Source organism: Lentzea sp. JNUCC 0626 (assembly GCF_043632865.1).
Lineage (GTDB): Bacteria > Actinomycetota > Actinomycetes > Mycobacteriales > Pseudonocardiaceae > Lentzea.
The window spans coordinates 6,862,934-6,883,405 of sequence record NZ_CP171635.1 but is presented as its reverse complement, the minus strand read 5'-3'; the positions used below and the strand labels follow the sequence as shown (position 1 = coordinate 6,883,405).

Below are 20,472 nucleotides of genomic sequence, written 5' to 3'. Positions count from 1 at the left end.
CCGGGGTGGATTCTGGCTTCTCTTCGCCAGGTCCCTGGCCGACCCGAGTTCCGCACCACCTATTTAAGTGCGTGGGCCGGGTCACAGCAAGGGCTCGGACGGGTGCACCGTTCAAGCCACGTTCAGTAAGGAAAGTACTGGCGTTTCTGGATTTGTGAGCCCGTGTTCGTGTTCGGGTACCGCTGGGCGGGCGGCTTGGGCCACTCACGCGGGCACCACGTGTGCGGCGCGTTGCCGCTACTCGTCAGTACCCGCCACTTCCCGGTGCATGTGCTTGCGGGGGCTTGACTTTCAGCTGTTGCGGCGGCGGCGCAGGCCGTACCAGGCGGCCCCCGCGGCGGCGACGGCACCGAGGCTGATGGCCGTGACCGCGACCGCCTTGCCCGACGGGGTGGGGATGCGGGCGCGCAGGCTGACCGGGTCGACGAACTGCTGGACCGGCCAGTCCTTCTCGAGCGCGACGCGGCGCAGGCCCCGGTCCGGGTTCACGACCGTCGGGTGGCCGACGACCTCCAGCATCGGGAGGTCCGTGACGCTGTCCGAATAGGCATAGCTCTTCGCGAGGTCGTAACCGTGCTCGGCGGCGAGCTGCTTGATCGCGACGGCCTTGTTGTCGGCGGCGCAGTAGAACGCGACGTCGCCGGTGTAGCGGCCGTCTTGGATGACCATCTTCGTGCCGACGCTGTAGTCCGCGCCGATCATCTGGGCAATGGGGGCGACCAGTTCCTCGCCCGACGCGCTGACGATGACCACGTCGTGGCCCTCCGCCTTGTGGTCGGCGATCAACTGTGTCGCTTCTTTGTAGACGAGCGGGTCGACGATGTCGTGCAGCGTCTCGTTGACGATGCTGCGGATCTGCTCGACGTCCCAGCCGGCGGCCAGCGCCGTGATGTGCGCCCGCATCCGGTCCATCTGATCCGCGTCCGCGCCCGCGAGCATGAAGACGAACTGCGCATATGCGCTCTTCAGCACCGCACGGCGGTTGATCAGTCCCTCCTGGAAGAAGGGGCGGCTGAACGCCAGCGTGCTCGACTTCGCGATCACGGTCTTGTCGAGGTCGAAGAAGGCGGCGATCCGGCTCATGTGGCTCAGCTTAGGTGTACTCGCCAGTAGGCCGTTCGGGCGGCATTTCGTTCGTGTACGAAACCGTTGCGCTGCACGGTTACCGAAACTTGGCCCTCAGCTGTTGCGGAAGTTGCGCGCGGCACTGGCGCATGGGGATACAGTAGGAGAGTCCGGTTCGACGGACGGGTTCAGTCCGACCCCCCGGGACTGAACCATTGACGACCCCCGTCCCTCCCCCCTGGCGGGGGTCGTCCCATATCCAGACCCCGTTTCCTCTTGGCCGGGACTGGACCTCTGCCGCTCTGCCGGGCCTCGTCCGCCCCGCCGTGTGCCGAACCCTCCAGAGTCGCACACACCCCCGACACTTCCGCCCTGGCAAGGCTTTCAAGATCGCGACTTGTCCACAGCCGCTGGTTTGTCCACATGTGGATCTTCACCCCGTTGTGTCGTTCATCACGACCGACCACCGTCGATCCCATGACCCACCCCACCGCCCTGCTCACCGACCAGGACCTCCTCGACGAGGTCCTCCGCGTGGCCGCCGCAGCCGACTGCCACCTCACCTGCGCCCCGGACGTCACCGCCCTCCGCGCCGCCTGGCACACGGCCCCGCTGCTGGTCCTCGATCCGGCAGCGGTGGTCGCCTGCCTGGACGCGGGCCTCCCACGCCGCCCAGGAGTCCTGGTGGTGCACGGCGGCGATCCCCCGTGGTCCCCAGCGGTCGCCCTGGGAGCAGACGGCGTCCTGGAACTCCCGGTGGAAGCCCGAGCCCTGGTGACCGCCCTGACCGACGTCTCCGAGGGCCCACCCTCGGACCGAGGCAGGGTCGTCTCCTTCATCGGCGGCCGAGGCGGAGCAGGTGCCTCGACCCTGGCCATAGCCTGCGGCCGCGAAGCAGTCCTGACCGGCGGCGAAGCCATGCTGGTCGACTGCGACCCGCTGGGCGGCGGCATAGACCTGGCCCTGGGCACCGAGTCGGACAAGGGCGCCCGCTGGCCAGGCGTCCACGCCACCGGCGGCAGAGTCCCGATGTCGGCCCTGCGAGCAGCCCTCCCCACCGCAGGCAACCTGACCGTCCTCGCCTGCGACCGCGAGGCCCCGGACCCGGACCCGGCAGCGGTGGCGGCCGTCCTGGACGCGGGCCGCCGAGCGGGCTGCACGGTGCTCTGCGACCTCCCGCGGTTCCCGACCTCCGCAGCCTCGGCAGCCCTGGACCGAACAGACCTGACAGTGCTCGTGGTCCCAGCAGAAGTCCGAGCCACCGCAGCAGCCAGCCGAGTGGCCACCCACCTCCTGACCAACGGCAGAACCCTCCGCCTGGTGGTCCGAGGCCCGTCCCCGGGCAACCTCCGCCCGTCCGAGATGGCAGACGTGATCGGCGTCCCCCTCCTCACCTCGATGCGAGCAGAACCGGGCCTGGCCGAGGTCCTCGAACGGGGCCGCTTCCCCCGCAACCCCAAGGGCCCCTTGGCAACAGCGGCCAGAGCGGTCCTGAAGGAGCTGCGCCCGTGACTCACCCCGACCTGGCCGACGAAACCGACTACCTGGCAATCCTGACCGCCCCACCAGCCCCCGAGCCACTCACGTGGCAAGCCTGCGGCTGCGTCCCGGTCTTCCCCGAGATCCCGTTGGCGCGAAAGGAACTCCAGCCGTGATCGTCCTCCAGATCCTGTGGGGGATGGCTCGCAACCTGTGGCGCTACGGCCGCCCCTTCCCACCCCAGTACGTCTTCAAGAAGGAGAAGCCGCAATGACCCGCTTCCTCGCCTGGTGCCAAGAAACCTGGCTCCGCCTGCGCGGCCAAGAGCCCACCCACGGCCGCCACGCCCGCCGCCCAACCCCCGCGCCACCCACACCCATCTGACCCGGACCAGGCCGCGCGCTTTCACCTGCCGCGCTCTCACCGGTGTCCGGGTCCGCCCCCCTCCTCGCGCCTGAACCGCCTTCTGCGCGCCCTCCATCCGCACCGCCCCGCCTGCCTCCAATCCCCAACCACAGCAACGACTTCCGCGAGGTGTCCGCCATGACCTCCACCCTCATCGACCGAGTCCGGCACCGCCTCGCCGGCACCGGAACCGACATCGAGATGACCGCCGCCGTGGTCGCCCACGCGGTCCGCTCCGAAGCAGGCGGCGTCCTGGCCGACTCCGACGTCCTCGACGCCCTCCAGGTGCTCCGCCAGGAGTTCAGCGGCACCGGCCCGCTGGACCCGCTCCTGGCCGACCCGGGCACCACCGACGTCCTGGTCACCGCCCCCGACCAGGTCTGGGCCGACGGCACGAACGGCCTCCACCGCACACCCGTCACGTTCCCCGACGAGGACGCCGTTCGCCGCCTCGCCCAACGCCTGGCCGTGGCGGCGGGCCGAAGACTCGACGACGCCTCACCCTGCGTCGACGGCTGGCTCCCCGGCAGCGGCGTCCGGCTGCACGCCGTCCTGCCCCCGATCGCCGACCAGACCTGTCTGTCCCTCCGCGTGCTCAGGCCGGCGACCCACGACCTCGACGCCCTCCAGCGGCTGGGCACGTTCGACGCGGAGACGGCTGACACCTTGCGTGCGATCGTCAAGCGCCGCATGGCGTTCCTCGTCATCGGCGGCACCGGGTCGGGCAAGACGTCGTTGTTGTCGGCGTTGCTGGGGTGCGTGCCGAAGCACGAACGCATCGTGTGTGTTGAGGACGCCAGCGAGCTGAATCCTGACCATCCGCAGTTCGTGAGGCTCACGGCGCGTCCTGCCAACGTCGAGGGGGCCGGCGAGGTCACCACCCGGCAGTTGGTGCGGGAGGCGTTGCGGATGCGGCCCGACCGGATCGTGGTCGGGGAGGTGCGCGGGGCCGAGGTCATGGAGTTGCTGACCTCGTTGAACACCGGGCACGAGGGTGGGGCGGGGACGTTGCACGCCAACTCGGCGAGTGAGGTGCCGGCGCGGTTGGAGGCGCTCGGAGCGTTGGGTGGGCTGGAGCCGCGGGCGTTGCGCAGTCAGGTTGTGGCGGCGGTGAAGGTCGTGTTGCACATGCGTCGCGACGGGAATGCGAGACACCTCAACGAAATCGGAGTCATCGAGAGCCACGAAGGACTCAAGGTGAGTCCTGTCTGGACGCGCGAGCGCGGGTGGGTGGCCGAGGAGTTGCTGTGGTGAGCCTTCTGCTGGTGGCCACCGCATTGCTCGTGTGGCCGCATGTCAAGTCGATCAGGCGGCTGAGGCCGGCGAACAAGCGAGAAATCGTTGTGCCGCCGTACATCTGGCTCGCCGCAGCAGCTACAACCGTCTACCTGACAGCAGGCATCGGCGGACTTGTCGCTGCCGTTGCACTCGCCATCACCGCGCGGAGAATTCTCAAGCAGCGCAAGCGGAACAAGCAGCGAAGAGAAGCGACCGAGGCGTTGAGCAGTGGGCTCGGCGGGGTGATCGACGAGTTGCGGGCCGGGGCGCATCCGGCGCACGCGGCGGAAGGTGCCGCTGAGGACACGCCGGCGCCGGCCAAGGAGGTGCTCAGGGCGGCGGCGGTCGCGGAGAGGCTCGGGGGTGACGTCGAACGGACGTTGCGCGAGCTGAAGCAGCCCCTGCTGGGTACTGCGGTGGAGCAGTTGGCCAGGGCTTGGCGGGTGTCGGCGAAGCACGGGGTGGCGTTGGCGGACGTGCTGGACGCCACCAGGCGGGACCTCGATCAGAGGGCCGCGTTCGCGCGGCAGGTGCACGCGCGGATGGCTGGGCCTCGGGCCAGTGCGGCGGTGCTGGCGGTGTTGCCGGTCATCGGGGTGGTGCTGGGCGAGGTGAGTGGTGCCGGGACGTTCCACGTGCTGACGGCGACGTCCGCCGGGCAGGCGCTGTTGGTGACAGGGGCGGTGTTCGTGGCGGCCGGGGTGTGGTGGACGCAGCGGATCACGGAGGTGCGGACGTGACGTTCCTGCTGTTGGCGCTGGCCGTGCTCGCGCTCCCACAGATGCCGAAAGCCATCGAACGACTCAGGCCGCGCTTCCACGATCCGCCGTCACAGAAGAAGAAGCCGCACGGGCCGTTCGAACGGGCCGCGGCGTGGGATCTGCTGGCCGCGTGTCTGAAGGCCGGGTTGCCGGTGCCCACGGCGATCCAGGCGGTGGAGCTCGAGGAGCTCGCGCGGGTGGCGGAGCTGCTGCGGCTGGGAGCCGATCCGGTCACGGCGTGGGCGTCCGCGCTGGACGAGCCCGGGACGGCGGTGCTGGCCAGGGCGGCGCGACGGACCGCGCGGTCCGGGGCGGCGTTGGCGCGGCAGACCGCTGAGCTCGCCGCGCGGACCAGGCAAGAAGCGGCCGACGAGGCCGAGGCCCAGGCGCAGCGGGCCGCTGTGGCGGTGGCCGCGCCGCTCGCACTGTGTTTCCTGCCGGCGTTCCTGTGCCTCGGCGTCGCGCCGGTGGTGCTGGGGCTGGCCGGTCAATTCCTCAGATAGGAGACGAGAGATGGAACTGCTCAAGGACGACAGCGGGATGAGCACTGTCGAGTACGCGATCGGGACGTTGGCCGCAGCCGCGTTGGCTGGGCTGTTCTACGTGTTGGTGACCAGTGACGCCGTGCGAAATCTGCTGCAGGGGCTGATACAGCGTGCGCTGTCGGTCGTCTGACGATCGGGGGATGGTCACGGTCGAGGCGGCGGTCGCGGTCAGCGCGTTGCTGGTGGCCGTGTGGCTGGGGGCGAACGGGCTGGCGGCCGTCACCGAGCAGATGCGGTGCGCGGACGCTGCCCGGGAGGCCGCCCGGCTCACGGCCCGCGGCGAACGGCAGCGCGGTGAGGAGGCGGCCCGGCGGATCGTGGGTGGCGCCCAGGTCTTGGTCGAGGTCCAAGGTGATGCCGTCGAGGTCGTGGTCAGCAAGCGGGGGCCGTTGGGCTTACCGCTCAGCGCGCGGGCGTTCGCCGTGCCGGAGCCGCGATGAACGGTGAACGGTCGGGTTGCGATCGGGGTTCGGCCGCGGTGAGCGGCGTGACGGCGATGTTGTTGCTGATCATCGTCGTGGTGGCCGGTGCTCAGGTCGGGTCGGCGGTCGTCGCGCGGCATCGGGTGACCGGCGCGGCCGATCTGGCGGCGCTCGCCGCTGCCGCTCGGCTGGCCGACGGCGACGAAAGTGCTTGTGAGCAGGCGAAACGCGTGGCTCTGGCGAACGGGGCCGAGCTGACGAGCTGCACGGTGAGCGGATGGGAGGTGGTTGTCGAGGCGTCGGCGATTACGCCGTTCGGCCCGGTGAACGCCCGTGCCAGGGCAGGTCCGGCCGAAGATCGAAGCGTTTGGAGCACGACGAGCGGTCGGCTCACAGCGGTGAGCGGACTCACACCCGCGCCGGGACATGCTGAACGGTGATCGAACCAAACGCGCGGAGTTCAGCTGCCCGTTCTGGCAAAGGACGTTCGCCGTGCCGTAGCTACCAGTTGTCGAGCGGGGGTTACGGAGGCCGGTGCCGGTGTCGTTAGTTGTAGTGGCGGCACCGACGCGGTGTCCCTACGGAAACCGGCACCACGTCGATGTCGAGTCAGAGCCTAGGAAGAAGGCGACGGAAGATGGATTGGTCGGACAGCTGGCGCGGGGCCTTCCGCATCGAACTGCGTGCCGAGGCCATCAGCCTCGCGTACCGCGGTTGGCCCGTACTGCCCGGCACTTTCCCGGCCGGTTCCGAGAACGGTGTGACGCAGTGGGCGGGCCGCAGCGGCCTTGAGCAGCACGGTCCCATCCCCGTGCACCGCGACTGGGTCGACCGGATCGGGACCCGTCCCGAGCAGGTCGCCACGTGGTGGACCGGCGCGTCCTACAGCCTTCTCGTCGCCACCGGCCACGTGGTGGACGCGATCGAGGTCGGTACCGACCTGGGTCGTCGCGCGGCCGTCGCACTGCGGCAGATCGGTGTTCCCGTGCCGATCGCCGCGACCCCGTCCGGCCGGTGGATGTTCCTCGTGAAGTCCGGCTCGAAGCTCAACGCCGCACTCGCGAACAACGCGGACGTCCACCTTTACGGCAAGGGTGAGTACATCCCGCTGCCGCCCACCACGATGGCGCACGGTGTTGTGCACTGGCGGGTCAAGCCGCAGGTCTGCGGCTGGAACCTGCCGGACGCGCACGTCGTGCAGGAAGCGCTCGTCGAGGCCGTGCACGCCCCGTCGCGCTTCCAGCTCGAAACCGTCTGACCCACAACTAAAAGAACAAGCCCGGCCGCGCTGGGTGTCGTCGTGGACTCTCCCCGACAACCCCGAAGACGATGCCCTGCGCGGCCGTTCCACCAAGCCCGATCCGATGATCGGCCTCCGCACCCCGCACGTCGGGGGCCGCAGAGGATCGGGTGAAAAGCCGAACACGCACCCCGAAGGACAGCCTCCCGTAGTAGTGACCGGACCGAGGACGTTAGTGGCGGAGCACCAGCTCCGCCGCGGTCGGTGAAGCCGGCTCCTCCCCGGAGTTCGTCAGAAGACAGTGGACACCGTCGCCTCCCGCGTGTCCTGTCCAGACGAACGAACCTGATTCCACCGATGTTCCAAGGGATCCGGTCACGAAGCGGTAGCAGGCGGGAAAACAGTGTTCGGCACGTGGAGAGCGCGGCGGGGGTACCCGTGAGCCCCCGCCGCGCCCACGAAAACAGTTAGAACCCGAGCCCTTCCGCGTAAGCGGCGAAGGCGAAGGTCTGCTCCATGGTTCCGGGCCGCGGAACCGCGTCGGCGTCCCAGCCGAGGTCCCGGTCCTGCAAGACCTGCTCGATCAGCGGGTGCCACCGCTGATCGAGCATTTTCTTTGCCCACAACAGGGCGCCGCGCTTGGACTCCACCTCTCCGGTGTGGATGGTGTAGAGCGTGCGGCAGTAGGCCGAGACGATGTAGCGCTGCGCCCAGGCGTTGCCCATCGGCGCCCACTCCTCGATGCCGGACAGCACGTGCGGCAACTCCGCTCGCATCGACTCGCGCAGCACGGACGCCGGCACCTCGTCGACCAGCGACGTGATCGGCGGCCCGGCCAGCACGATGCCGTGGTGGCGCAGGATCCAGCGGGCGTGCGGGCTGTTGCAGTGCAGGTCCCACTCCAGGGTGCGGGTGCCGTGGTCGTTGAACAGCCACGGCACGCCGAGACCCGCGACTGAGCGCAGGGAGCCGACGTCGGCGTAGGAACCCTCGATCTCCGTCGACCAGCGGCCGGGACGGGTGGGGATCTCGGCGTGCAGCGCGCGCAGGCCCGCTTCGCGGTCGCCGGACGGGAGTTCGGTGCAGGCGACGATGAAGTCGCAGTCGCTGTGGACGTCGCCGGCGCCCAGGGCGAACGAACCCTGGAGGTAGGTGCCGACGTAGGTGGGGCCGAGGATCTCGCGCTGGGCGGAGACCAGGTCGGCGAGAAGGGCGTTCAGGTCGGAAAAGGGCGTGAACAAGGCAGACTCCAATGAACCCGTGGCCGGAAGGGGACGGGCGCGGCGGAGCGGACTCAGCCGCGCTTAGAGGCGACGGGTCCGGTTGGTGGCGTTGCAGCTGCATGCGTTCACGCCACCAACATAACCGGGCGGAGCAGCGCTGGTCAGGCGATTTTGCCCAGCACCACGTCCAGCACCAGCACGGCGCCCGCCTTGTCCAACGGTTCGTTGCCGTTGCCGCACTTGGGCGACTGCACGCACGACGGGCAGCCCATCGGGCACGCGCACGCGCTGATCGCCGCACGGGTCGCCGTCAGCCAGGCCCGCAACGCGCTGTGGCCCCGGTCCGCGAAGCCAGCGCCGCCGGGGTGGCCGTCGTGCACGAAGACCGTCGGCATGCCGGTGTCCGGGTGCACGGCCGTGGAGACGCCGCCGATGTCCCAGCGGTCGCACGTCGCGAAGAGCGGCAGCAGGCCGATCGCGGCGTGTTCGGCGGCGTGCAGGGCGCCCGGGATGCGCTTCGGGTCGAGGCCCGCCGCGAGCAGCAGCGATTCGTCGACGGTGTACCAGACGGCACGGGTCTGGAGCGTCTGCTCCGGCAGGTCGAGGGGGATCTGGTCGAGCACCACGCCGGACGGCAGGCGGCGCAGGTAGCCGATGACCTGGGTGGTCACCTCGACCTCGCCCAGCGACACCGTGACGCCGTCGAACGACGAACTCTCGGCCTCGCTGATCACCGTGATGTCGACGCAGTCGCGGGGCTGGGTGGTCCACTCCGGGTCCTCGCGGTGCACCATCGCGAGGCCGCTCTCCAGGTCCAGTTCGTCGACCACGTAGGCGCGGCCCTGGTGCAGGTAGACGGCGCCGGGGTGCACCTGCCAGCTGGCGGAGCCGGGGTCGACGGTGCCGAGCATGCGGCCCGAGTCGGCCTCGACGACGGCCACCTGGTCGCCGCCGGAGCCGCGGATGTCGACGCCGGCGTGCGGGCGGTCGTGTGAGGCCCAGTACCAGCCCGCCGGGCGGCGGCGCAGGAGCTTCTCGGCCACCAGGTCCTCAAGGACGGCCTCGGCCAGCGGGCCGCCGAAGTCGTCCAGGCACGCCGGGGTCAGCGGCATCTCCGAGGCCGCGCAGGCCAGTTGCGGGCCCAGCACGTACGGGTTGAGGGGGTCTAACACGGTCGCCTCGACCGGGCGGTCCAGGACGGCGGCCGGGTTGTGCACGAGGTAGGTGTCCAACGGGTCGTCGCGCGCGACGAACACCACCAGAGCGCTGTCCCCGGAACGGCCGGCGCGGCCCGCCTGCTGCCAGAACGACGCCAGCGTGCCGGGGAAACCGGCCACCACCACGGCGTCGAGGCCCGCGATGTCGACGCCGAGTTCGAGGGCGTTGGTGGTCGCGACGCCGAGCAGGTCACCGGTGGACAACGCCTTCTCCAACGCCCGGCGCTCCTCCGGCAGGAAGCCTCCCCGGTAGGCGGCGACCCGCGGCGGCAGCTCACTGTCCACTTCGGACAGAATGCGTTGCGTGCCCAGGGCGGTGAGCTCGGCGCCACGACGGGAGCGCACGAAGGCGAGCGAACGTGCGCCTTCGACGACCAGGTCGGCGAGGATGCGCGACGTCTCGGCACCGGCCGACCGCCGGACGGGCGCGCCGTTCTCACCCTCCAGAGAGGTCAGTGGGGGCTCCCACAACGCGACCGTGCGCGACGCACGCGGCGAAAAGTCGTCCACGACAGCGGAAACGGGCACGCCGAGCAATCGCTGCGCGGACCCGGAAGGATCAGCCACTGTGGCCGATGCCAAAACGAAGATCGGATCCGCGCCGTATTTCCGGGCAACCCGGCGGAGACGCCGCATCAACAACGCGACGTGCGACCCGAAAACGCCTCGGTAGGAATGGCACTCGTCGATCACCACGTACTTCAGCCGGCGGAAGAAGCGCAGCCATTTCGGGTGCTGCGGAAGGATTCCGCGGTGCAGCATGTCCGGATTGGTGAAGACCCAGTTGGCGTGGGCCTTGACCCAGTCGCGTTCGGCCATCGGGGTGTCACCGTCGTAGGCCGACGCGCGCACCCCCTTGATCCCCAGCTCCTCGAGTGACCGGAGCTGGTCCGCCCCAAGGGCTTTGGTCGGTGACAGGTACAGCGCGGTGGCCTTCGTGTCCGCCAAAAGAGTGGAAAGCACGGGCAACTGGTAGGCAAGTGACTTGCCCGACGCCGTGCCCGTCGCGAGGACCACGTGCTGCCCGGACCACGCCAGCGAAGCCGCCTCCGCCTGGTGCCGCCACGGCTCGCGCACGCCCGTCTCGACGAACGCCTCGACGACCGCGGGAGCCGTCCACGCAGGCCAGTCCACGTGATCTGCCTGCCGCAACGGCAGATCACGCGCATGCGTGAGGGGTGACTCCCCGGCGGGAACTCCCGCCAGCACGCGGTCCAGCAGCCGGCGTCCCTGATCCACCACGGGATCGAGCTTCGCATACACCACCGACAGTCCCGACCGGGCCGCACTCGACTTCCTGCGCAGATAACGGTGTGTGCACGGATCGGGACGTTTCGTTGCCTCCTTGCAACCAGCCCCTAGACTCCCCGCTCATCGCATCCAATGAGGGATGCGTCACGTCGCGCTGGGCGGCTGGACTGCCTTGGCGCTGCACATGGCAACTCACCAGGAGGACGGATGTCCCGGCAATTCCTCGCGGAGGGCCTAGAGCTCTCCGGGGGTGATCGCGGCGTCGTAGCCGTGGTCGCCGTGGTCGCCCTGGCTGCTCTCGCCGTCGGGTACGTGCTGCTCAAGGAGGTGCTGGCCGCCGGCCAGGGCACCGACAAGATGCAGGACATCGCCAAGGCGGTTCAGGAGGGCGCAGCGGCCTACCTCAACCGGCAGTTCCGCACGCTCGGCATTTTTGTCGTGATCGTGTTCGTACTGCTGTTCGCGCTTCCGGCAGATGATTTGGCCGAGCGAATCGGTCGATCTTTGTTCTTCATCGTCGGTGCCGCGTTCTCGGCGACTATCGGCTACCTGGGCATGTGGTTGTCCACGCGCGCCAACGTGCGTGTCGCGGCCGCCGCGAACGAGGAAGGCGGTCGCGAAAAGGCGACGCGCATCGCGTTCCGCACCGGCGGTGTGGTCGGCATGACCACGGTCGGTCTCGGTCTCTTCGGTGCCGCGCTGGTCGTGTTCGTCTACACGGGCCAGGCCCCGAAGGTCCTGGAGGGCTTCGGTTTCGGTGCCGCGCTGCTCGCGATGTTCATGCGCGTCGGTGGCGGCATCTTCACCAAGGCCGCCGACGTCGGCGCCGACCTGGTCGGCAAGGTCGAGCAGGGCATCCCCGAGGACGACCCCCGCAACGCCGCCACCATCGCGGACAACGTGGGCGACAACGTCGGTGACTGCGCCGGCATGGCCGCGGACCTCTTCGAGTCCTACGCCGTCACCCTGGTGGCGTCGCTGATCCTCGGCACCGTCGCGTTCGGTGTGCAGGGCCTGCTGTTCCCGCTGATCGTTCCCGCGATCGGCGTGATCACCGCGATCATCGGCGTGTACACGACGAAGGCGAAGGTGGGCGAGAGCGGCCTCACCGCGATCAACCGCTCCTTCTACATCTCCGCGGTCATCTCCGCGGTGCTGTGCACGATCGCCGCCTTCTCGTACCTGCCGAGCTCCTTCGCGGACCTGCGCGGCGTCAGCGACGCGGTCAAGGCCACCACCGGCAACCCGCAGCTGATCGCGGCCGTCGCGGTGATCATCGGCATCGTGCTGGCCGGCGTCATCCTCTGGCTGACCGGCTACTACACCGGCACCGACCACAAGCCGGTCAAGGAGGTCGGCCAGACCTCGCTGACCGGTGCGGCCACGGTCATCCTGTCCGGCATCTCGGTCGGTTTCGAGTCCGCCGTCTACACCGCCCTGGTCATCGGTGCCGCCGTCTACGGCGCGTTCCTGCTGTCCGGTTCGGTCGTCGTCGCGCTGTTCGCGATCGCGCTCGCCGGTTGTGGTCTGCTCACGACCGTCGGCGTCATCGTGGCCATGGACACGTTCGGCCCGGTCTCCGACAACGCGCAGGGCATCGCCGAGATGTCCGGTGACGTGCACGGCGAGGGCGCGCAGATCCTCACCGAGCTCGACGCTGTGGGCAACACCACCAAGGCCATCACCAAGGGCATCGCGATCGCCACGGCCGTGCTCGCCGCGACGGCGCTGTTCGGCTCGTACCAGGACGCGATCACCCAGGCCATCGCCAAGGTGGGCAACCTCACCGGTGACCTGCCGGTGTCGTTCAGCAACCTGGTGTTCAGCCCGAACGTGCTCGTCGGCGTCGCGATCGGTGCCGCTGTCGTCTTCATGTTCTCGGGCCTCGCGGTCAACGCCGTGACGCGCGCCGCCGGTGCCATCGTGTTCGAGGTGCGCCGTCAGTTCCGCGACAACCCCGGCATCATGGACTACTCGGTGAAGCCGGAGTACGGCCGCGTCGTCGACATCTGCACCAAGGACTCGCTGCGCGAGCTGGCGACCCCCGGTCTGATGGCCGTGCTCGCCCCGATCGCCGTCGGCTTCGGCCTCGGCGTCGGCCCGCTGGCGGGCTACCTCGCCGGTGCGATCGCGACCGGCACGCTCATGGCGGTCTTCCTGGCCAACTCCGGTGGTGCCTGGGACAACGCCAAGAAGCTGGTCGAGGACGGCAACCACGGTGGCAAGGGCTCCGACGCCCACGCCGCGACGGTCATCGGCGACACCGTCGGCGACCCGTTCAAGGACACGGCAGGCCCGGCCATCAACCCGCTGATCAAGGTCATGAACCTGGTCTCGGTGCTGATCGCGCCCGCCATCGTCACCTTCTCCATCGGTGACAGCGCGTCCGACCCGATCCGCATCGCCATCGCCGTCGTCGCGGCACTGATCATCGTCGCCGCGGTGGTCGTGTCCAAGCGTCGTGGCACCGCGATCGCGGACTCGCCCGCGGAGGCCGTCAGCAACGGCGCCGCGTAGATCCACCTCCGGTCGGGGTACGTTCGGGTTTCCCCCGACGTACCCCGACCGAGGAGTTCCGACATGAGGCGCAGCCTCGTCGCCACTGCCGCTGTTGCCGCCCTTGCGCTGGCCGGGTGCACCAACGGCGGCAACTCCGGCACTTCCCCGACGCCCTCGAGCGGCGTCAACAACGCGGCAGCCGTCGCGTACATGGACAAGGTGTGCTCCGCCGCGTCCGAGTTCGCCAAGATCGAGAAGACCGCCCCGAAGGTCGATCCCGCGGACACCTCGAAGCTCAAGGCCGAGATGGCCGCCTACATGGGCCAGCTCGCCGACGCCTTCGCCAAGTCGGCGGAGGGCCTCAAGAACGTCGGCCCGTCACCTGTCGCGGGTGGTGAGGAGGCCGTGACCAAGATGGCCGAGACGTTCACCTCCCTCGGCACGGTGTTCACCGAGGCCAAGACCAAGATCGAGCAGGCGGACGGCAACGACGCCACGGGCGGCATCCAGGCCGCCGGTGAGGCCATCGGGAAGCTCTCCGAACTCGCTGACCCGCTGCGCGACCTCCAGGGCGTTCCCGAGCTGCAGAAGGCCACGCAGACCGCGGAGAAGTGCCAGGAGATGCAACGCCTCAACGTCACGCCGACGAGCTGACCGGGGCCGTCCGGAGTAACTTCCGCCCCATGCGCCGCACAGTCATCGCAGTTGTGACGAGCTGTCTGCTCGTGGTCTCCGCGTGCAGCAGTGGAGGTTCGTCCACGTCCACGCAGGCCACCCCGAACGAGGCCGACGTCGTGGCGTGGATGGACAAGGTCTGCGGGGCCGTCGGCGGCACCGTGAAGGCCATGTCCGACGAGCCCCCGATCGACATGAACGACCCGTCGACGCTCAAGGCCGGCATGTCCGAGTGGCTCGGCACGAAGGTCACCGCCGTCGACAAGTCGATCGCGGACCTCAAGGGCCTCGAGGACGGCCCGCACCCGAAGTCGAAGGAGCTGGCCACCGCCGCGGGTGAGGGCATGGGCCAGATCCGGACGCTGCTCGCCGACACCAAGTCGAAGCTCGACTCCTCGACCGACGTCAACCAGGTCGTCGCCGCCTTCACCGAGATGGTGGGCAAGGCGAGCGAACTGGAGAAGGCGGGCGCCGACGTGCAGAAGAAGTTCGACGAGACGGGCCTCGGCGGTGCCGCTGCGAAAGCGGCCAACTGCAAGGAGTTGCAGACCTCGCCGCCCACCACCTGACAGGCAGAAATCACGTCTGACCGGATCGCTCGAACGTGTACTGTTCGGCGGTCCGGTTAGACGTTTCTGGGGGAAATCACCGTGAACGCACGTTTGTCGATCGCTGCTGCCTGCGCAGGCGCGGCTCTGGTCCTCACCGGCTGTGGCAACAGCGCCGCGCCGTCCACGCAGTCCTCTGCGCCCACGACCACCACCACGACGGCGCCCGCCGCCGACCCGATCAAGTGGGCGGGTGCGTTCTGCGCCGGCACCACCCCGGTCCTCACGGGTGCGGTCGAGCTCATCACCGTCGTCGCGCAGAACGCCGACAACCCGGCCGCCATCAAGGAGGGCATGCTCAAGCTGCTCGACACCGGCGGCAAGGCGATGGCCGACACCGAGACGAAGCTCAAGGCGGTCGGCGCGCCCGGCCCCGAGCACCAGGCGGTCCACGACGAGCTCGTCAAGATGTTCGGCGAGGGCGCCAAGGAGTACAAGTCGGTCCACGAGCAGATCAGCAAGATCGACGCGACCGCGCCGGACTTCATGGACCAGGTCGAGAAGATCGGTGGCGACTCCGCCGACCCGTCGAAGCTGTCCGACCAGATCAAGAAGCTCGACGCCGACCCGAAGCTCAAGGACGCCATCACCAAGGCGCCCGAGTGCACCGAGATGCGCACCAAGCTCGGCTCGCTGATCGGCCAGTGATCTCGTTCAGGCTGGTGGCGGCCGTGCTGGGCACGGCCGCGCTCACCGCTTGCAGCACACCGCCGCCGCCTGCCGCTCCGGTGCAGCAGGCGGCACCCACGACCACCACCACGGCGAACGTGCCGGGCGCCGATCCGGCGGCCTGGTTCGACGCCTACTGCGGCCCGCTGGGCGTCCTCGCCATCGCGCGCCGCGACATCCCGGCCAAGGCCGCGCAGGGCCCGCAGGAGATGAAGACGGCCCTGCTGAGCTGGGTGAAGCTCGCCGCGACTTCGGACCGCCTGATGGCAGACACCTTGGAGAAGCTCGGCCCGCTGGGTTCCGACGTCCAGAACCCGCACGAACGGCTGGTCAAGTCGTTGCGTGGGGAGGCCAAGGGCTTCGACGACGCGGCCGTGCGGCTGGACGCGCTGGCGGCGGACGAGAAGTTCCCGGAGCGGTACGAGCAGGTCATGGCCACGGGCTTCATGGGCGAGGACGAGAACGTGAAGGCCTTCTTCAAGCAGATCTTGGACGTGCCGGCGTACAACTCGGCGTTCCGCGCTAACAAGGTCTGCTCGGACTGGCAGGCGACGGCCAGGGGAAACTAGCCGGGTGAGGACACGCCTGATCGCCGCCCTGCTGGCCGCTACGACCGTCCTGACCAGCGGATGCGCGTCGGACGAGGAGAAGCCGCTCACCGACGCGCAGGGCGGCTGGGTGGACGCCTTCTGCGGCGCGTTCGTGCCCGGTCTGAAGGCGGGCAAGGCGCTCCAGGCGCAGAACGCGGCCGATCCGGCGGCGGTCAAGGCGGCCTACCTGAAGCTCGTGAACGACAACGCGACGGCGTTCAAGAGCGCCGAGACGAAGCTGAAGGAACTCGGGCCGCCGTCCGACGACCTGAAGAGCACGCACGAGCGGCTCCTCGCCTACGTCGGCGAATCGGCCAGGTCCTACGAGGCGGCGAAAGCGCCGGTCACGGCCCTCGCGCCGGACGCGGCCTTCTGGGACGCCGCCGAGAAGGTGCTGGCCGACACCTCGCAGGTGAGCAATCCCGAACAGCTGCGAGCGACGTTCGACGCGCTCGAGAAGTCGCCCAAGTACGCCGGAGCGATCGGCAAGGCGTCGGCCTGCGACGAGCTCAAGGCGGGGTAGCTCGACCGGCGTAGTCACAGGCGCACCACTGGTCACAGTCGAACGTCTGTTCTACGCTGTCGGCCGTGGTTGGGCAGCTGTCCTTCTTCTCGGCCGAGGCGCGCACGCCGGCCAAGGCGGACCTCGCCGGCTTCCTCTGCGGGCCGGGGCAGGCCGTCAGCTTCGCGCGCGGTACGGCCGCCCGCGTCTACGTCGAACTGCGTGATCAGTGGCGTCACCAGCCCCTCAAGCAGGCCTGCACCGAGCGCGGCGTGACCACGGAGCTGTGCGTCAACGAGGAGGGCACGCACTTCGTCCGCACGCCGTTCCGCACGGATCTCACCCCTCTGGCCGCCCGCTGGCTGACTGGTTCGGCGAAGACCGTCCCTCCGGACTTTGAGCTGAACGGAGCAGTGCTGCGCGTCTGGGCGCTGGCCGCGGGCAGCTGGATGGAGTCCGCGTACCTGCTCGGTTTGGACCCCAACGCGCCGCAGACACACCTACCGTTGCAAAATGCCCTGCTCGCGTCCGGACTTCCGTGCACCCTGGTAGGGGCACCGGCGTTGCGGGTGACCGGCCGGCGACGGCTGGCAAGGCTCGCTGAGCTGGTCGGAAGCCCTCCTCAGGGAGTGGCGATGAGCACCTGGCCGGCGGCCTGAGCGGGCGGTCCGGCATGGTTGTGTCACTCTGTCTCGTCGTACAGGCGTCGCGGAGACATGACGGACAGGTGTGCTTTTCGGCCGACGCTGGGCAACACTGGCGGGCCTGGGAACCGGGTTTGGAAGAGAGCGGGACGGCGAGTGGCTGGATCGACACGGACGAGAAAGAGCAGCGGAGGCGGGGGCAGCACCCGACGACTGGTGATCGTCGAGTCGCCCACGAAGGCGCGCAAGATCGCCTCGTACCTCGGCGCCAACTTCGTCGTGGAGTCCTCCAGGGGACACATCCGGGACCTGCCGCGCGGTGCCGCCGACGTTCCGACGAAGTTCAAGGGCCAGTCCTGGGCCAGGCTCGGCGTGGACGTCGACCACGACTTCGAACCCCTCTACGTGGTCTCCGCCGACAAGAAGTCGCTGGTCACCGAGCTCAAGGAAGCGTTGAAGGACGTCGACGAGCTCTACCTCGCGACAGACGGTGACCGCGAGGGTGAGGCCATCGCGTGGCACCTCCTCGAGACCCTGAAGCCGAAGGTCCCGGTCCGCCGGATGGTGTTCCACGAGATCACCGAGTCCGCGATCCAGGCCGCCGCCGCGAACCCCCGCGACCTCGACCAGGACCTGGTCGACGCGCAGGAGACCCGCCGCATCCTCGACCGCCTCTACGGCTACGAGGTCAGCCCGGTCCTGTGGAAGAAGGTCATGCCGAAGCTCTCGGCTGGCCGCGTGCAGTCCGTGGCGACGCGTCTGGTCGTGGAGCGCGAACGCGAGCGGATGAAGTTCGTCTCCGCGAGCTACTGGGACATCTCCGCGCAGATGGACGCCGGTGCGGACGCCACGCCGCGTCAGTTCGGCGCGCGTCTCGTGGCCGTCGACGGCACGAGGCTCGCCACGGGCCGTGACTTCGGTTCGGACGGCAAGCTCACCGGCAAGGCCGAGGTGGTCGTGCTGGACGAGCAGCAGGCCCGCGCCATCGCCGCCGGGCTGGAGAACGCGCCGGTCAAGGTCTCCTCGGTCGAGGAGAAGCCGTACACGCGCAAGCCGTACGCGCCGTTCATGACCTCGACGCTCCAGCAGGAGGCGGGCCGCAAGCTGCGCTTCTCCGCGGACCGGACGATGCGCACGGCCCAGAAGCTGTACGAGAACGGCTACATCACCTACATGCGTACCGACAGCACGACGCTGTCGGAGACCGCGATCAACGCGGCCCGCACGCAGGCCACGGACCTGTACGGCGCGCAGTACGTCTCGGACAAGCCGCGCCAGTACACCCGCAAGGTCAAGAACGCGCAGGAGGCCCACGAGGCCATCAGGCCGGCGGGAGAGGTCTTCCGCACGCCCGGCCAGGTCGCGGCGGAGCTCGACTCGGACGAGTTCAAGCTCTACGAGATGATCTGGCAGCGCACGATCGCCTCCCAGATGGCCGACGCGCGGGGCAACACGACCAGCATCCGCATCCAGGGCCGTGCCGCGACGGGCCAGGAGGTCACGTTCGCCGCGTCCGGTCGCACGATCACGTTCCCCGGCTTCCTCAAGGCCTACGTCGAGACCGTCGACGCCGAGGCCGGCGGCGAGTCGGACGACGCGGAGTCGCGCCTGCCGCTGCTGGTCAAGGACCAGGACCTGACGATCGCGGAGCTGTCCGCGGACGGGCACACCACCTCGCCGCCGTCGCGCTACACCGAGCCGTCGCTGATCAAGACGATGGAGGAGCTCGGCATCGGCCGTCCCTCCACCTACTCGTCGATCATCAGCACCGTGCAGGACCGCGGCTACGTGTGGAAGAAGGGCGCGGCACTGGTCCCGTCCTGGGTCGCGTTCGCCGTGGTCGGGCTGCTGGAGCAGCACTTCGGCCGCCTGGTCGACTACGACTTCACCGCCGCCCTGGAAGACGAGCTGGACGGCATCGCCGCAGGTCGCCAGGGCCGCACGAACTGGCTGTCCGGGTTCTACTTCGGCGGCGACGTCGGCCCGGACGGTTCGATCGGCCGTTCCGGCGGGCTGAAGAAGCTGGTCGGCACGGGCGTCGAGGACATCGACCCGCGCGAGGTCAACTCGATCCCGCTGTTCAGCGACGACGAGGGCCGCACGGTCGTCGTCCGCGTCGGCCGCTTCGGGCCGTACCTGGAGCGCGAGGTCGACGAGGCCGCGCAGCGCGCGAACCTGCCGGAGGACCTGGCGCCGGACGAGCTGACCAGCGAGATCGCCGAGAAGCTCTTCTCGACGCCGCAGGAGGGCCGATCGCTCGGCACCGACCCGGTCTCGGGCAACGAGATCGTGGCCAAGGAAGGCCGCTTCGGTCCGTACGTGACCGAGGTGCTGCCGGAACCGGCCGAGAACGGCACGGCCGCGAAGTCCAAGGCGAAGGCCCCGAAGCCGCGCACCGGGTCGTTGTTCAAGTCGATGTCGCTCGACACGATCACGATCGACGACGCGCTCAAGCTGCTGTCGCTGCCGCGCGTGGTGGGCAAGGACCCGGAGACGGGTGCCGAGATCACCGCGCAGAACGGCCGTTACGGCCCGTACCTGAAGAAGGGCACGGACTCGCGGTCGCTGACCGACGAGGCGCAGATCTTCACGGTCACGCTCGACGAGGCCCTGAAGATCTACTCCGAGCCGAAGAAGCGGGGTCGCGCGGCCGCCGCGCCGCCGTTGCGCGAGATGGGCAACGACCCGGTGTCCGGCAAGCCGATGGTGATCAAGGAGGGCCGCTTCGGCCCGTACGTCACCGACGGCGAGGCGAACGCGTCGCTGCGCAAGACCGACAGCGTCGAGTCGATCACCGACGAGCGCGCGGCCGAACTGCTGGCCGAGAAGCGCGCCAAGGGGCCGGTCAAGAAGAAGGCCCCCGCGAAGAAGCCGGCGGCGAAGAAGCCCGCCGCGCCGAAGAAGGCTCCGGCCAAGTCCAAGAGCTGATGTCGTAGGGGGTGGCGGTGCCGGCGAACGAGTTCGGACCCGACGGGACTCAGGCCCCGCCGCCTCCTCGGCTGTACCCGGACCCGTTGGCCGGGTTGGTGACGGCGGACAGTTACGTCACTCCTCAATGGACGTCTCTCAGCTCACGTGTGTCCGTGCCGACACCTCCCGCGCCGACCGAAGAGGCGCGGCAGGCGGTCTACGCGCAGATGCAGCGCGAGCAACGGCGTCCGCGTGGCCGGGCGCCGCGCCCGCAGCACCAGTACGCTCCGCAGGAGTTCGCTCCCGCCTACCAGACACCCGCGCAAACCCCTGCGCAGCAACAACAACAGCCCGCGCAGCAGACGAGTGGCGTGGCCGCGTTCATCGGCTGCCTGGTCGTCATCGGGTTCTTCGTGCTGGTCCTGGTCAGCATCCTCGGAGCGATCTTCAGCTAGCCGTGTCCCGAGTCCGTCCTCCTGGCTCACCACA

The 20,472-nt window shown here is 69.3% G+C and carries 21 protein-coding genes; 18 read left to right on the top strand and 3 right to left on the bottom strand.

Annotated features, from left to right (window positions below; genetic code table 11):
* Positions 1 to 291: 291 nt before the first annotated feature.
* Entirely contained in the window at positions 292 to 1,083 is a 792-nt protein-coding gene (locus tag JNUCC0626_RS31440) for an HAD-IB family hydrolase (RefSeq protein WP_394614391.1), read from the bottom strand.
* A 459-nt stretch (positions 1,084 to 1,542) separates the two neighbouring features.
* Here JNUCC0626_RS31440 and ssd point away from each other — a divergent pair, with 459 nt between their 5' ends.
* From ssd to JNUCC0626_RS31395, 9 genes are all read left to right on the top strand, one after another.
* Positions 1,543 to 2,577: a septum site-determining protein Ssd gene (gene ssd, locus JNUCC0626_RS31435; RefSeq protein WP_394614390.1), complete on the top strand. Its 1,035-nt coding sequence runs from the start codon at positions 1,543 to 1,545 to the stop codon at positions 2,575 to 2,577.
* On the top strand, positions 2,574 to 2,720 hold the full coding sequence (locus tag JNUCC0626_RS31430) for a hypothetical protein (protein ID WP_394614389.1): 147 nt from the start codon (positions 2,574 to 2,576) through the stop codon (positions 2,718 to 2,720). The genes ssd and JNUCC0626_RS31430 overlap by 4 nt, the downstream gene beginning before the upstream one ends.
* Before the next feature lie 367 nt (positions 2,721 to 3,087).
* Positions 3,088 to 4,203 (top strand): TadA family conjugal transfer-associated ATPase, encoded by a 1,116-nt coding sequence (locus tag JNUCC0626_RS31425; RefSeq protein ID WP_394614388.1) that lies wholly within the window; start codon positions 3,088 to 3,090, stop codon positions 4,201 to 4,203.
* Positions 4,200 to 4,967 (top strand): type II secretion system F family protein, encoded by a 768-nt coding sequence (locus JNUCC0626_RS31420; RefSeq protein ID WP_394614387.1) that lies wholly within the window; start codon positions 4,200 to 4,202, stop codon positions 4,965 to 4,967. The genes JNUCC0626_RS31425 and JNUCC0626_RS31420 overlap by 4 nt, the downstream gene beginning before the upstream one ends.
* Positions 4,964 to 5,491, top strand: a complete 528-nt coding sequence (locus JNUCC0626_RS31415; RefSeq protein ID WP_394614386.1) for a type II secretion system F family protein — start codon at positions 4,964 to 4,966, stop codon at positions 5,489 to 5,491. Before JNUCC0626_RS31420 ends, JNUCC0626_RS31415 begins: the two co-directional genes overlap by 4 nt.
* Positions 5,492 to 5,501: 10 nt before the next feature.
* A complete protein-coding gene (locus JNUCC0626_RS31410) occupies positions 5,502 to 5,663 on the top strand; it encodes a DUF4244 domain-containing protein (protein WP_394614385.1) in 162 nt (53 codons plus the stop codon).
* 10 nt (positions 5,664 to 5,673) lie between these two features.
* A complete protein-coding gene (locus tag JNUCC0626_RS31405; protein ID WP_394614384.1) occupies positions 5,674 to 5,973 on the top strand; it encodes a TadE family type IV pilus minor pilin in 300 nt (99 codons plus the stop codon).
* Positions 5,970 to 6,395: an Rv3654c family TadE-like protein gene (locus JNUCC0626_RS31400; RefSeq protein ID WP_394614383.1), complete on the top strand. Its 426-nt coding sequence runs from the start codon at positions 5,970 to 5,972 to the stop codon at positions 6,393 to 6,395. Before JNUCC0626_RS31405 ends, JNUCC0626_RS31400 begins: the two co-directional genes overlap by 4 nt.
* 197 nt (positions 6,396 to 6,592) lie before the next feature.
* Positions 6,593 to 7,213: a bifunctional DNA primase/polymerase gene (locus JNUCC0626_RS31395; protein ID WP_394614382.1), complete on the top strand. Its 621-nt coding sequence runs from the start codon at positions 6,593 to 6,595 to the stop codon at positions 7,211 to 7,213.
* 449 nt (positions 7,214 to 7,662) lie between these two features.
* On the opposite strand, the gene JNUCC0626_RS31390 is transcribed toward JNUCC0626_RS31395, so the two are convergent.
* Together JNUCC0626_RS31390 and JNUCC0626_RS31385 are read right to left on the bottom strand one after the other, a co-directional pair.
* Positions 7,663 to 8,436 (bottom strand): aminoglycoside adenylyltransferase domain-containing protein, encoded by a 774-nt coding sequence (locus JNUCC0626_RS31390; RefSeq protein WP_394614381.1) that lies wholly within the window; start codon positions 8,434 to 8,436, stop codon positions 7,663 to 7,665.
* Between the two features lie 143 nt (positions 8,437 to 8,579).
* The gene (locus JNUCC0626_RS31385) at positions 8,580 to 10,877 is read right to left on the bottom strand and encodes a DEAD/DEAH box helicase (protein ID WP_394614380.1); all 2,298 of its coding nucleotides are present in this window, start codon (positions 10,875 to 10,877) and stop codon (positions 8,580 to 8,582) included.
* 216 nt (positions 10,878 to 11,093) lie between these two features.
* Here JNUCC0626_RS31385 and JNUCC0626_RS31380 point away from each other — a divergent pair, with 216 nt between their 5' ends.
* From JNUCC0626_RS31380 to JNUCC0626_RS31340, 9 genes are all read left to right on the top strand, one after another.
* Positions 11,094 to 13,403, top strand: coding sequence for a sodium-translocating pyrophosphatase (locus tag JNUCC0626_RS31380; RefSeq protein WP_394614379.1), 2,310 nt, complete (start codon positions 11,094 to 11,096; stop codon positions 13,401 to 13,403).
* Positions 13,404 to 13,466: 63 nt separating this feature from the next.
* A complete protein-coding gene (locus tag JNUCC0626_RS31375) occupies positions 13,467 to 14,039 on the top strand; it encodes a hypothetical protein (RefSeq protein ID WP_394614378.1) in 573 nt (190 codons plus the stop codon).
* A gap of 29 nt (positions 14,040 to 14,068) precedes the next feature.
* Positions 14,069 to 14,629, top strand: coding sequence for a hypothetical protein (locus JNUCC0626_RS31370; protein ID WP_394614377.1), 561 nt, complete (start codon positions 14,069 to 14,071; stop codon positions 14,627 to 14,629).
* A gap of 81 nt (positions 14,630 to 14,710) precedes the next feature.
* On the top strand, positions 14,711 to 15,316 hold the full coding sequence (locus JNUCC0626_RS31365) for a hypothetical protein (protein WP_394614376.1): 606 nt from the start codon (positions 14,711 to 14,713) through the stop codon (positions 15,314 to 15,316).
* Positions 15,313 to 15,906: a hypothetical protein gene (locus JNUCC0626_RS31360; RefSeq protein WP_394614375.1), complete on the top strand. Its 594-nt coding sequence runs from the start codon at positions 15,313 to 15,315 to the stop codon at positions 15,904 to 15,906. Before JNUCC0626_RS31365 ends, JNUCC0626_RS31360 begins: the two co-directional genes overlap by 4 nt.
* 4 nt (positions 15,907 to 15,910) lie before the next feature.
* Positions 15,911 to 16,450, top strand: coding sequence for a hypothetical protein (locus JNUCC0626_RS31355; RefSeq protein ID WP_394614374.1), 540 nt, complete (start codon positions 15,911 to 15,913; stop codon positions 16,448 to 16,450).
* A gap of 65 nt (positions 16,451 to 16,515) precedes the next feature.
* Positions 16,516 to 17,088 (top strand): hypothetical protein, encoded by a 573-nt coding sequence (locus JNUCC0626_RS31350; RefSeq protein WP_394614373.1) that lies wholly within the window; start codon positions 16,516 to 16,518, stop codon positions 17,086 to 17,088.
* Between the two features lie 141 nt (positions 17,089 to 17,229).
* The gene (topA, locus tag JNUCC0626_RS31345; protein ID WP_394614372.1) at positions 17,230 to 20,001 is read left to right on the top strand and encodes a type I DNA topoisomerase; all 2,772 of its coding nucleotides are present in this window, start codon (positions 17,230 to 17,232) and stop codon (positions 19,999 to 20,001) included.
* A gap of 155 nt (positions 20,002 to 20,156) precedes the next feature.
* Positions 20,157 to 20,438, top strand: coding sequence for a hypothetical protein (locus JNUCC0626_RS31340; protein ID WP_394614370.1), 282 nt, complete (start codon positions 20,157 to 20,159; stop codon positions 20,436 to 20,438).
* Positions 20,439 to 20,472: the final 34 nt, after the last annotated feature.

Excerpts from the sequence above, each read along its gene's own strand:
- JNUCC0626_RS31400 (WP_394614383.1), top strand. The coding sequence starts at position 5,970 with ATGAACGGTGAACGGTCGGGTTGCGATCGGGGTTCGGCCGCGGTGAGC.
- JNUCC0626_RS31405 (WP_394614384.1), top strand. The coding sequence starts at position 5,674 with ATGGTCACGGTCGAGGCGGCGGTCGCGGTCAGCGCGTTGCTGGTGGCC.
- JNUCC0626_RS31440 (WP_394614391.1), bottom strand. The coding sequence starts at position 1,083 with ATGAGCCGGATCGCCGCCTTCTTCGACCTCGACAAGACCGTGATCGCG.
- JNUCC0626_RS31410 (WP_394614385.1), top strand. The coding sequence starts at position 5,502 with ATGGAACTGCTCAAGGACGACAGCGGGATGAGCACTGTCGAGTACGCG.
- JNUCC0626_RS31380 (WP_394614379.1), top strand. The coding sequence starts at position 11,094 with ATGTCCCGGCAATTCCTCGCGGAGGGCCTAGAGCTCTCCGGGGGTGAT.
- JNUCC0626_RS31375 (WP_394614378.1), top strand. The coding sequence starts at position 13,467 with ATGAGGCGCAGCCTCGTCGCCACTGCCGCTGTTGCCGCCCTTGCGCTG.
- JNUCC0626_RS31370 (WP_394614377.1), top strand. The coding sequence starts at position 14,069 with ATGCGCCGCACAGTCATCGCAGTTGTGACGAGCTGTCTGCTCGTGGTC.
- JNUCC0626_RS31425 (WP_394614388.1), top strand. The coding sequence starts at position 3,088 with ATGACCTCCACCCTCATCGACCGAGTCCGGCACCGCCTCGCCGGCACC.
- JNUCC0626_RS31395 (WP_394614382.1), top strand. The coding sequence starts at position 6,593 with ATGGATTGGTCGGACAGCTGGCGCGGGGCCTTCCGCATCGAACTGCGT.
- ssd (WP_394614390.1), top strand. The coding sequence starts at position 1,543 with ATGACCCACCCCACCGCCCTGCTCACCGACCAGGACCTCCTCGACGAG.